The organism is Blautia sp. MSK.18.38, assembly GCF_024460535.1.
GTDB lineage: Bacteria > Bacillota > Clostridia > Lachnospirales > Lachnospiraceae > Blautia_A > Blautia_A fusiformis.
In genome coordinates this window covers 18163-29596 of the sequence record NZ_JANFYP010000005.1, presented here as the reverse complement: position 1 = coordinate 29596, position 11434 = coordinate 18163, and the positions used below count along the sequence as shown (strand labels likewise).

The following is an 11434-nucleotide window of genomic DNA, read 5'->3' as shown; positions in this document are numbered from 1 at the left end:
TTTTGCAGAGTAGGGGACATTATTGCAGCTTGCGAAAAGACAGGGCCGCGTTATAATAAAAACAGAACTTACATATAAACAGTTTACATAAAAAGGAAGGAAAGGTACGAAATGAAATTTCCGAAAAAATTGATAGCATTTGGTCTGTCATTATGTATGTCTGTTGTTCCATGTGGACCGGTGGCGGCCGAAGATTTTACAGACGCACAGACGGATATGACAGACGCCATTGATACTTTTACAGATGATGGGAATTCTGAGGAATCAGAAAATACCGTAAACACAGATCAGATTACAGAAGAAGAGTTTCCGGGATCAGATATCGGAACGGAAACGGATGAAGCTGAAAGCTCAGAGAGTGAGGAAATACAACAGGATTCTGATGAAGGATTAATTCTGGAAGAACCTTCGGCGGTCATCAGAAAAGCAGAAGGAACAGAGGATACAGAGGAGGCTGCGGCACCGGAAGAAATTTTTGGTGACGGAGAAAACCAGGAGCAGCAGGAAGATATATTCACAGATGATATTCCGGCAGCAGGCACTTCCGAAAAAGAAACAGATGTGGAGAGCACAGAAATATATCTGTATGCGATGAATGATACTTACAGCAGTGTGATCTCCATGCCGGATACCATGCAGACATCTTATCAGATCCAGACATCCGGCAAAAATCCGGTATATACGGTTGTTTCTGGTTATACTGCGAAAGTCAGCAAAACTGGTCTTGTTACTCCTAAAATGCAGTATGTAACCTATGTAGACAAAAACGGAAATGACGTAAAGAGCCAGTGGGAATACATGTTTGGAGAGACCCTGATCTCTGTACAGGATGGAAACAGTACCGTTTATTATAAATTCATACTTAAAGATTATGCGGAGTATTACGCAGAACAAAAAATGGATACATTCCTCAAAGAAAATATTACTGCGGAAATGTCCGATTATAAAAAGGTTGAGACGATCGCCAGATGGCTTGCCAACAACTTCAATTACAGTCAGTATCATTCCGGCTATACAGGCCTGATGCTGGATGGCGGCGGAGACTGCTGGGCCAATACCAGCGCAGTGAACTATATGTGCGAAAAACTGGGACTGACCGTGTATGCAAGGTATGCGGCAAATGATCCGGGGGCGGGAAGCGGTCACAGGAACTCCGTAGTCATCATTGACGGAGAAAGATATCTGGTTGACTGCGGATATACGGGAAATGCCCCCAGACATTATGAATTGTCCAAAATGGACTATGACTATTCTTATAAGATTCTGAATGATGGAACACTCAGGCTGTATCAGTATGAAGGAACGGATACAAATATCGTAGTTCCGGATACCATTGACGGAAGAAAAGTAACGGTTCTTGGAAACAGTACCTTCCAGTATTGCACCCAGGCTTCTGATATAGAGTCTGTTACTTTGCCGGATTCGCTTACAACCATCGAAAAGAATGCTTTTTACAACTGTGAGAAATTGAAATCTGTTACGATTCCCCAAAACGTGTCATCTATAGGGCTGGCTGCTTTTGTGGAGGGCTTGTCTGAGTCCAGTCTGACAGAAATTAAAGTAGATCCGGAAAATCCGTATTTTTCTGAAAAAGACGGAGTGGTATTCAGCAAGGATGGCACAAAACTGATCGTGTTTCCGTCCGGACGTTCCGGAGATTACCAGATTCCGGATGGAACTGTAAGCGTGGGAGACTATGCTTTTTATTACTGTGTAAATGTTTCTTCCATAACAGTCCCGGGAAGTGTCAGAAGCCTTGGAGAAGGTGCATTCGGAAACTGTTCGTCGCTTACGAAAGCTGTCCTAAACGAAGGCTTGGAAGAAATCGGTGAATATGCATTCCAGAGCAGTTCAGGGATCTGTGATATTATAATTCCCGCATCTGTAAAATCAGTTGGGAAAAATGGACTTCGTCTGTCTTCCGGGTGCAGGATAAGAGTACTGAGCACAGATACTGTCTGGGCGGATGATGCGTTCAGGGATTCAGCACTGATCGCGGGAAAAAAGGATTCCACACTTCAGAAATACGCAGAGGACCGTGGCTACACGTTTGTGGAGCTGTCAGCAGACAACCGGATACCGCTTCAGAATGAATGGTTTGAACAGATCACTTCAGACTATGAATATAATGGAAAAAGCCATGAACCCGAAATAGAATCCAGTGAATCCGCACCGGAACTTGAGCAGGGCTCCGATTATGAAGTAACTTATGAAAATAACATCAATGCAGGAACTGCGACTGTAAAGATCACGGGAAAAGATATTTTCTGCGGTACAGTAGAGCGGAGTTTCAAGATTACGCCAGATGAAAATGGAATGTATGTGTGCTATTTTGCGGAAAATAATGAAACCTACCTGGAAACCACCTTTAAAGGAAAAAAAGTGGAACCGGAAGTGGTAATTGACGGACTGGTACAGGAAAAAGATTATACGGTAACCTATGTTAATAATGAAAAGCCTGGTGAAGCTCGTGCAGAGCTCACGGGAATCGGCAATTATAAAGGATCGGAAACATTATATTTTACTATTTACGGAAAACTACCGGCTGCGGATCCAATAGCTGATCAGACATATACAGGAAAAGAACTCACACCTGCCATCGTAATCCCCGGATTGAAAGCCGGCGAAGATTATTATATGTACTACGAGGATAATCAGTATCCGGGTGTGGCAACGGTAACCATTTATGGTACCGGTTATTATAAAGGTACCGCAACCATTCATTTCAAGATCATAAAAAAGACAGAAAAGTTTGTCAGCAATGTTAAGCTAAACAGAACCTCTTACACTTATACGGGAAAAACCATCCGGCCATCAGTAACCGTAACTGTAAATGGAAAGAAGATCGGTTCGAGTGCTTATAAGCTGTATTACAAAAATAATAAAAATTCCGGAATTGGAACTGTGCAGGTCAGAGGGACCGGAAAATACAGTCGTATCAACAAAACGCTTACCTTTAAGATCCTGCCTCCAAAAACTCTGCTGACAGGACTGAAAAAAGCAAACAGATCCTTTACCGCAAGCTGGAAGAAAAATATACAGGCAACCGGCTATCAGATCCAGTATGCAGCAGACAGCAGATTTACAAAAGAAAGAAAAACGGTCACAGTTGGAAAACAGTCTGCGACCAGATATAAGATATCAGGACTGAAAAACAAAAAGACCTATTATGTCCGCATCCGGTCATATAAAAGAGTCGGAAAAAAGGTTCTTTACAGTAGCTGGAGTACGGTAAAGAAAATCTGGGTTTGATCATAAAGGAGTGGATCTTAGATTTATATAAATGGAGCAGAATGCTTCTGTGACAGAATTAAGCCTTGTAATTATAAAAAGAGCGCGTTATAATGAACTCATAAAAAAGAAAATTTCTTCGGGGCAGGGTGTGATTCCCTACCGGCGGTATAGTCCGCGACCCGCTTTGGCGGCTGATCTGGTGAAATTCCGGAACCGACAGTAAAGTCTGGATGAGAGAAGAACGCGCAGTATTTAAAGAACGTGCTCAGTGCCCCGGGAAGAAGCTCCCGGGGCTTTTTATGTGAAGAAATAGAAATTTTTTTCGCATAAAGATTTCTTGTGGAAATTTTCTTTGAATATTTCTGAAGAAGGAGAGAGAGTTATGAGTGAACAGATATTACAGAGAGGAAATGCCGTGGAAAGAAGCAGAACAAGGACCATCGCGCAGGTAGCCATGCTTGGTGCTGTGGCAGGAGTATTAATGAATCTTGAGTTTCCGATCCCGTTTCTTGCACCGTCTTTTTATCAGCTTGATTTTTCCGAGGTACCGGTTATGGTAGGAACCTTCGCTATGGGACCTGTGGCAGGTATCCTGATCGAACTTGTGAAGATTCTCGTACATCTTGTGACGAAGGGAACCATGACTGCCGGTGTTGGTGATGTTGCCAACTTCCTGTTTGGATGTGCCTATGTGGTACCGGCCGGTCTGATCTATCGTTTCCGTCACAAAAAGAGCAGAGTACATGCAGTTGCAGGTATGGCAGTGGGAACAGTTCTGACAGCGATCCTTGCATGCTTTGTCAATGCCTTTGTGCTGCTTCCGGCTTACGGTAAGGCGTTTGGAATGCCAATCGAGACCTTTATCCAGATGGGAAGCGCAGTACACGGCTCCGTAAACGGACTGCTTACCTTTGCACTGCTGATCATTGCTCCGTTTAATATCTTTAAATATGCACTGACATCTCTGATCGTATTTGTAATTTATAAGAAGATCCGTGTTGTACTGAAGGGTGACTGATCATAAGCAGCTGCCGGAGGATGAAGAAAAGATCAGAAATTGGTGGTTTCAGATAAATATCTGAGAATGTGAGAAATGCCATGTAATATATTGCCGATGGGCAGTAAATTACATGGCATTTTTTATGTCAGGCGTTTTGTTCTGCAGCTTTCATGACTCCAAGCTCACGTCTGGCAAAAACAACGGCCAGCACAAATGCAGAGGTATCTGCAATTGGTCCTGCGTACATGACGCCATCGATTCCGAAGAAGACCGGGAAGATGACGATCAGCGGCAGCAGGAAGAGCACCTGCCTTGTGAGGGACATGATCACACCAAGCCTGGCTTTTCCAATGGAGGTAAAAAAGCCGGCGGACATAGGCTGGATCCCGTTGGCAAAGGTCATCAGCATGAAGATGCGGAGATATTTTTCTGCAAAATGAAAGTACAGGTCGCTGCCGTTTCCGAAGATGCCTACGATCTGATGCGGGAAGAACTGGAAGCAGATAAAAAATATGGTTGCGATCACAGTACATAAGGTTACGGAATAGCGGTATGTCTGGCGTACACGGCTGTATTTTTCGGCGCCGTAGTTAAATCCCCAGATGGGCTGGGAGCCCTGGGAGATTCCGATGCAGATGGCCATAAATACCTGATTGACTTTGGAAATGATCCCTGCACAGGCGATTGGAATATCACTTCCGTAAGCGGAGAGTGCTCCGTAATGGCGAAGTGTATTGTTCATGACGATCTGCACTGCAGCAATGGCAACCTGATTGATACAGGATGCCATTCCCAGAGAAAAAATGGCAGACAGATTGCGTGCCTTAGGAATCAGCATGGAGTGGTCCAGGTACATTTTTCGGAGTCTAGAAAAATAAAAGATGATCAGAAGTCCGGATACGATCTGGCCGATCACGGTTGCCCAGGCTGCACCTTTGATGCCCCAGCCGAATCCAAAGATGAAAAGCGGGTCCAGGATGGTGTTGATGGCGGCACCGGCCAGGATGCAGGTCATGGAATAGGTAGGACTCCTGTCTGCTCGGATCAGGTGGTTGCCGCCTGTGCTTAAAACATAAAAGGGAAGTCCAATGGCGGTGATCCCCATGTAATCAATGGCATAGGGCATGACGTCCGGTGTTCCGCCGAAAAAATGAAGCAGTGGCTTCAGGAACAGAAGGACGATGACAGAGAGTATCGTACCGGAGATTATCAGCGCGGAGAGTCCGGTTCCTGCAATGGAGCTGGCTTTTTTTTCGTTTCCTGCGCCCATTTCCAGGTTGTAATTGGAGGCGCTGCCGATTCCCAGGAGCAATGCAGCAGCAGTAGAGATAATGGTTACGGGAAATGCGATGTTTGTGGCGGCGTTTCCAAGCATTCCTACGCCCTGGCCGATAAAGATCTGGTCAACGATATTGTACAGAGCGCTGACCAGCATGCTGATGATGGCGGGAATGGCGAATTTGGCGATCAGGCTGCCTACAGGGGCGGTTCCCAGAGGGTTTTCGGCCTGGGCAGCATTGGTCTGGTTTTTCAATGTTTTTTCCTTCTTTCTTGTCTACAGTAGCTGTTTGGTAATGTGATAAGTGGATTTTTAATTTTATAGCAGAGTATTTATTATAGCACTATTGTGAAGTGAGTGTAAGTATAAAAAATTGACCTTTGGTTTTGGATGGGATAAAATGTTTTTAGAAAAAATTTTCGGGAAGGAGTTTTTCAGATGGGTAAGATCAACAGTGTGAAAAAACTTACAGATAATAAGTTCGTGAATCTTTATGGAGTGGATGCGACCAGTGTACATGATACGCCGGTTTCTTATTTTGTGGCCTCCAGGGCGAAGAGTGTGGAGGATATGAAGCTTTCTACAGGGGAGAATCATCCGGATGGGGTGATCATTTACAGTGTTTATGGAGAGAAGCGGGATAAGGTTGTGCTGATCCGTCAGTATCGGTATACGATCGGCGGGTATATTTATGAGTTTCCGGCGGGGCTTGTGGAGCCTGGGGAGGATTTCCATGAGGGTGCTGTGCGGGAGATGTTTGAGGAGACCGGGTTGAAGCTGGAGCCGATCAAGGTTGCGGAGGCTTTTGAGAAGCCTTATTTTACGACGATCGGGATGACAGATGAATCCTGTGCTACGGTTTATGGGTATGCCAGTGGTGAGGTTAGTAAGGATGCTCAGGAGGATAGTGAGGAGATCGAGGTTGTGATCGCGGACCGGGATGAGATCAGGAGGATCCTGAAGGAGGAGAGGGTTGCGATCATGTGTGCTTATATGCTGATGCATTTTTTGAAAGATGAAGAACCATTTGATTTTTTGAAAGAAATCTGAGAAAAAATCAAGGGGAATCTGCCGTTGGCGGATTCCCCGTTTTGATCAGAGTTCTATGAGTTTTCCCAGGTCTTTGTTGTATTTGCAGTATTTGCCGTTTTCGGAGATAAATGGCTGGTAGGTGTCGGTACGGTTGTCTTTGACGTAGACGATTCCGGTGGCGATCATTTCTACCAGGGAGAAGCGTTTGCTTAAGCTGGAGATCCAGCGGTAGGTTTTTTCGTTGCCGGAGTCTGCCATGAGGAGGTTGTAGCCGCCTGGGCAGGCTTCCAGGGTGAAGTAGATTTTCTGGGATCGGATGGATGTGTTGAAGACCTGGCCGGTGATGTAGGTGGAGAAGTTGTTTTCTACAAATTGGCGGAAGGTGTAGAGATCGTAGATTACGCCGGTGGTCTCATTTTTGATCTTGTCGCCGCGTTCGATGCGGGCTTTCAGGAGCTTGAGGACTTCGATGGTCCAATTGATGAAGGAGATGCTGCTGTAGGTCATGCTTTCCTGAAGTTGATCGACCAGCTGTTTTGACAGGATGTTGGATTTTGATGCTTCATTAAAAAGTTCTTCGTTCATAAGGTTCCCTCCAGTGTTGGATTTTTATATGGTTTTCGCTCTTTTTTTGTATCTTTTATTATAAGTCTGAATTGTATATAAAGCAATAAAAAATGCGTAAAATACAAAGATGATTACCGGGAAATGATATATAATTAACGATTATGTTTTGAAAATGTCAGTGCTTTTGAGGTCTGGGTTAAATGTGGACTTTAAATATCAAGTTAATTTGGATCACTATAAATAATTATAAGGAAGAGTTTTACCAAATATTCTCATTTTATTGATAAAATTTTGTTGTATATCTCCCTTGACATAAAGCCTTCCTCTGGGTGTATCATAGTGCTGTGTTAAAGGAGGTAGACTATTATGTTTGAGACATTACAGGAGAAGACGGAAGAGAAAGCAATGGTGCAGTTCCTTGAACGCTTTACAGATTATCCATTTCTGGTAAAGTTCAAGAATTCCGAGTATCACATCGGAGAGGGTGAACCTACATTTACGGTGAATTTTAAGAAAGCGATTCCTCTGGCGGATCTGATGAAGAGCACATCCCTTGCACTGGGTGAGGCGTATATGCGTGGGGATCTGGATATCGAGGGAAATCTTTATGAAGCGCTGGATCATTTTCTAGGTCAGATGGGGAAATTTTCTACCAATGAATCTGCTCTGAAAAAGATCATGTTCAGTTCAACATCAAAGAAGAACCAGGAAAAGGAAGTGACCAGCCATTATGATATTGGAAATGACTTTTATAAACTTTGGCTGGATGAGACTATGAGTTATTCCTGCGGGTATTTTATCCATGAGGATGATACGTTGTATCAGGCACAGGTAAATAAAGTTGATTATATCCTTAAAAAATTACATCTGGAAGAGGGTATGAGTCTTTTGGATATCGGCTGCGGCTGGGGTTTTCTGCTGATCGAGGCAGCTAAGAAATATAAGGTTCATGGTACCGGTATCACCTTAAGTCATGAACAGTATGCAGAATTTCAGAGACGGATTAAGGATCAGGGGCTGGAAGATTATCTTACGGTAGAGCTGATGGATTACCGTGATCTGCCGAAGAAGGAGTATCAGTTTGACCGTGTTGTCAGTGTCGGTATGCTGGAGCATGTTGGACGTGATAATTATCAGCTGTTTCTTGATTGTGTGGAAAAGGTTCTGAAGCCGGGCGGACTGTTTCTGCTTCACTTTATCAGTGCTCTGAAGGAGCATCCGGGTGACCCGTGGGTCAAGAAATATATTTTCCCGGGCGGAACTGTTCCGAGCTTACGTGAGATCCTGAACCATATGGCAGAGGACAATTTCCATACCCTGGATATCGAAAATCTCCGTCTGCATTACAATAAGACATTGCTTCACTGGGAGAAGAATTTCCGGGACAATATTGAAAAAGAAAAGACTATGTTTGACGAAGAGTTCCTGCGTATGTGGGATCTGTACCTGTCAGCATGTGCGGCAACCTTCCACAACGGAATTATCGATCTTCACCAGATTCTTATGACCAAGGGTGTGAATAATGATCTGCCGATGACACGCTGGTATTGATAAAAGCCTTTACAAACCTGCCGGAGAGGAATATCATACTTCTATAAAATTATTTATTAAAGCGTATAAGGAGCCTGTGGATTCAGCATATGATTACAGAAATGCTGAATCCGCAGGCTTTGTTTTTTAACCGATAAACCGCGAAGGAGTTATTCGGTCATGAGCAAGTAGCGAAGCGTATTGCGAATATTCGCTTGACTATTCCGTTTACCGATAATTATGGAATGTGCATAAAAACAAAGCTGCAAACTTGTTCAATAAGCAGAATCATAGAAAACTATCTTGACAGATCAGGAGAAAAGAATAATAATGTAATTACTTTAATAAAATAATTAATAAAAGATGATATGCAATAGAAAGAAATTAAAGGAGGAGAATAAGATGCTTCAGCAGGTAATGACAAATCCAGGAGAGATTATTTTCAGAGAGGTTCCAGTTCCGGAAGTGGGAGATGACCAGGTTCTGGTTAAGATCATGAACATTGGTATCTGCGGATCAGATATCCATGTATATCACGGCAAGCATCCTTTTACAAAATATCCGGTAACACAGGGACACGAAGTATCCGGTGAGATCACGGGACTTGGAAAGAATGTGACAGGTTTTAAGGTTGGCCAGAAAGTAACCATCGAGCCTCAGGTATACTGCGGACACTGTTATCCATGCCGCCATGGAAAATATAATCTCTGCGAGGAACTGAAGGTTATGGGCTTCCAGACAACAGGAACAGCTTCTGAATTCTTTGCAGTAGATGCATCTAAGGTAACACCGATCCCGGAGGAGATGTCTTACGAGGAAGGTGCAATGATCGAGCCGCTGGCAGTTGCAGTCCATGCAGTGAAGCAGATGGGCGATGTAAAAGGGATGAACATCACAGTGATCGGTGCAGGTCCCATCGGAAATCTTGTTGCGCAGACAGCCAAAGGAATGGGGGCAGCCAGGGTTATGATCACGGATGTCAGTGACCTTCGTCTTGCAAAAGCAAAAGAGTGCGGCATTGATATCTGTGTAAACACAAAGGAGAAAAATTTCGGAGAGGCACTGGTAGAGGCGTTTGGTCCGGATAAGGCAGATGTGATCTATGACTGTGCCGGAAATAACATCACCATGGGACAGGCCATCCAGTATGCGAGAAAAGGCAGCGTGATCGTACTGGTAGCGGTATTTGCGGATATGGCAACCGTTGACCTTGCTGTTGCCAATGACCACGAGCTGGATATCAAGAGTACTATGATGTACCGTCATGATGATTATGTAGATGCCATTGATCTTGTAAATGCGGGGAAGGTTCATTTAAAGCCGCTGATCTCAAAGACATTTAAGTTCGCAGATTATCTGAAGGCTTATCAGTATATTGATGAGAACCGCGAGACAACCATGAAGGTTATCATCAATGTGCAGGAGAAATAATTTCTGAAGTTTATAAGTGATATAAGAAAAACTCCCGGATGTTTGGCTGTCCGGGAGTTTTCAGATGGTGGCGGTGTCAGATTATGGGAGAATTTTTGGAACAGTTTTGAGTGATTTGTTTATTGATGTGTGGTATGGTTATTATATCTTATAGGATTCTTGTCTGTATGGACATTCTGAAAGCTTCGTATTCTGGAGCGTTTTCCATTTTAAGTTCCTGTAGAGTTTGTAAAAATACGTTTTATGGGGTTTTTATGTTTGGATGATGTGGTATAATTTGTATATACCGGTGGGAGTGATCAATCGTTTGTTTTTGGATGGACGGTCGAATGAAGTGCAGCGTGTGATGACGGATGTAAAATGGCGTCAGAAGCTGTATGATGAGTATGAACTGTAACAAGTGATATGAGTATGACGAGGAGAAAATAGCATGGAGAATATTTTTCACAGAGTAAGTATCCGTAAATATGAAGATAAACCCGTAGAGAAGGAAAAACTCCTTCAGATCCTGAAAGCAGGTATGCAGGCGCCAAGCGCATGTAATCAGCAGCCGTGGGAATTTTATGTTGTGACAGATAAGGAGAAGATCCTGGAGCTTTCCAAAGCCACTCCCTATTCCGGATGTGCAGCAGGTGCACCGGTTGTGATCGTTCCGGTATATCGGAAAGAGGGATTGCCTGTTCAGGATATGGCACAGATCGATATGTCTATCGCACAGGAGAATATCTGGCTGGAAACGGATGCACTGGGACTTGGCGGCGTGTGGATCGGAATTGCACCGCTTAAGGATCGTATGGCGCTGGTCCATGATATTCTGAAGCTTCCGGAGAATGTGGAGGTATTTTCTCTTTTTGCCCTGGGGTACCCGGCAGAGAGCAGAAAGCAGCAGGATCGTTTTGATAAGAGCAGGATCCACTTTGTAGAATAAAAAAAAGCCTTCTTTGAGGAAGATAACATCCGGAAACAGAAGAAGTCTGAATGTAGTGAAAAATACCAATAAATCCTCTGAAAATTTGTGCAGAACGCATTTTGCATGACCGGGATTTTTACGATAAAATGTAAGTATAAGAACTGAAAAACTGCATTAAAATGAAAGAGGTGAAGGGTATGAAGGAATATGAGATCATCATTGAAACCATTAATCCCTGCGGCGGCGATCGTCATTCTCAGCAGGAGATCATTGAAGCAAATATCGAGAGCCCGGAAGCTTTCGTAAAAGAAAAAGGAAGATTTCCGATCATTGATAAGATCGAGAATCCCGATGGCGGAGTCGTGATCGTAACCGGTGACGGAAAAGGATACATGGTAAGATATACATTTTCTGAATAATGGATAATGCGGCGTATGTGACGGGAAACGGA

Annotated in this window: 10 protein-coding genes and 1 riboswitch; of the genes, 8 read left to right on the top strand and 2 right to left on the bottom strand. The window is 43.8% G+C overall.

The genetic code is table 11. The features are described from left to right. Positions 1 to 111 precede the first annotated feature (111 nt). Both NE638_RS04680 and NE638_RS04675 read left to right on the top strand, forming a co-directional pair. Positions 112 to 3252, top strand: coding sequence for a fibronectin type III domain-containing protein (locus NE638_RS04680; protein WP_173745836.1), 3141 nt, complete (start codon positions 112 to 114; stop codon positions 3250 to 3252). A gap of 110 nt (positions 3253 to 3362) precedes the next feature. Next, positions 3363 to 3480: riboswitch (FMN riboswitch) on the top strand. A 136-nt stretch (positions 3481 to 3616) separates the two neighbouring features. Then, positions 3617 to 4252, top strand: a complete 636-nt coding sequence (locus NE638_RS04675; RefSeq protein ID WP_147602659.1) for an ECF transporter S component — start codon at positions 3617 to 3619, stop codon at positions 4250 to 4252. A 127-nt stretch (positions 4253 to 4379) separates the two neighbouring features. Here the strand turns inward: NE638_RS04675 and NE638_RS04670 are convergent, their stop codons facing one another. After that, on the bottom strand, positions 4380 to 5768 hold the full coding sequence (locus NE638_RS04670; protein ID WP_022426190.1) for an MATE family efflux transporter: 1389 nt from the start codon (positions 5766 to 5768) through the stop codon (positions 4380 to 4382). Positions 5769 to 5951: 183 nt separating this feature from the next. On the opposite strand from NE638_RS04670, the gene NE638_RS04665 reads away from it, so the two are divergent. Further along, a complete protein-coding gene (locus NE638_RS04665; RefSeq protein WP_173745835.1) occupies positions 5952 to 6563 on the top strand; it encodes an NUDIX hydrolase in 612 nt (203 codons plus the stop codon). A 45-nt stretch (positions 6564 to 6608) separates the two neighbouring features. Here NE638_RS04665 and NE638_RS04660 read toward each other — a convergent pair whose 3' ends face one another. After that, entirely contained in the window at positions 6609 to 7130 is a 522-nt protein-coding gene (locus NE638_RS04660) for a hypothetical protein (RefSeq protein WP_118608861.1), read from the bottom strand. 348 nt (positions 7131 to 7478) lie between these two features. Between NE638_RS04660 and NE638_RS04655 the strand changes: the two genes are divergently transcribed. The 5 genes from NE638_RS04655 to NE638_RS04635 all read left to right on the top strand — a co-directional run bounded on the left by NE638_RS04655 (position 7479) and on the right by NE638_RS04635 (position 11402). Beyond that, positions 7479 to 8663 (top strand): SAM-dependent methyltransferase, encoded by a 1185-nt coding sequence (locus NE638_RS04655; RefSeq protein ID WP_015526215.1) that lies wholly within the window; start codon positions 7479 to 7481, stop codon positions 8661 to 8663. A gap of 381 nt (positions 8664 to 9044) precedes the next feature. After that, entirely contained in the window at positions 9045 to 10073 is a 1029-nt protein-coding gene (locus tag NE638_RS04650; protein ID WP_015526214.1) for a zinc-dependent alcohol dehydrogenase, read from the top strand. Positions 10074 to 10335: 262 nt separating this feature from the next. After that, positions 10336 to 10470: a hypothetical protein gene (locus tag NE638_RS04645; RefSeq protein WP_256137117.1), complete on the top strand. Its 135-nt coding sequence runs from the start codon at positions 10336 to 10338 to the stop codon at positions 10468 to 10470. Positions 10471 to 10503: 33 nt separating this feature from the next. Beyond that, a complete protein-coding gene (locus NE638_RS04640) occupies positions 10504 to 11001 on the top strand; it encodes a nitroreductase family protein (protein ID WP_173745834.1) in 498 nt (165 codons plus the stop codon). Positions 11002 to 11180: 179 nt separating this feature from the next. Beyond that, complete coding sequence (locus tag NE638_RS04635) at positions 11181 to 11402, top strand: hypothetical protein (protein WP_059086708.1); 222 nt, start codon at positions 11181 to 11183, stop codon at positions 11400 to 11402. Positions 11403 to 11434: the final 32 nt, after the last annotated feature.

Coding starts and splice junctions, on each gene's coding strand:
- NE638_RS04640 (WP_173745834.1), top strand. CDS start 10,504: ATGGAGAATATTTTTCACAGAGTAAGTATCCGTAAATATGAAGATAAA.
- NE638_RS04635 (WP_059086708.1), top strand. CDS start 11,181: ATGAAGGAATATGAGATCATCATTGAAACCATTAATCCCTGCGGCGGC.
- NE638_RS04660 (WP_118608861.1), bottom strand. CDS start 7,130: ATGAACGAAGAACTTTTTAATGAAGCATCAAAATCCAACATCCTGTCA.
- NE638_RS04650 (WP_015526214.1), top strand. CDS start 9,045: ATGCTTCAGCAGGTAATGACAAATCCAGGAGAGATTATTTTCAGAGAG.
- NE638_RS04675 (WP_147602659.1), top strand. CDS start 3,617: ATGAGTGAACAGATATTACAGAGAGGAAATGCCGTGGAAAGAAGCAGA.
- NE638_RS04680 (WP_173745836.1), top strand. CDS start 112: ATGAAATTTCCGAAAAAATTGATAGCATTTGGTCTGTCATTATGTATG.
- NE638_RS04655 (WP_015526215.1), top strand. CDS start 7,479: ATGTTTGAGACATTACAGGAGAAGACGGAAGAGAAAGCAATGGTGCAG.
- NE638_RS04665 (WP_173745835.1), top strand. CDS start 5,952: ATGGGTAAGATCAACAGTGTGAAAAAACTTACAGATAATAAGTTCGTG.
- NE638_RS04645 (WP_256137117.1), top strand. CDS start 10,336: ATGATGTGGTATAATTTGTATATACCGGTGGGAGTGATCAATCGTTTG.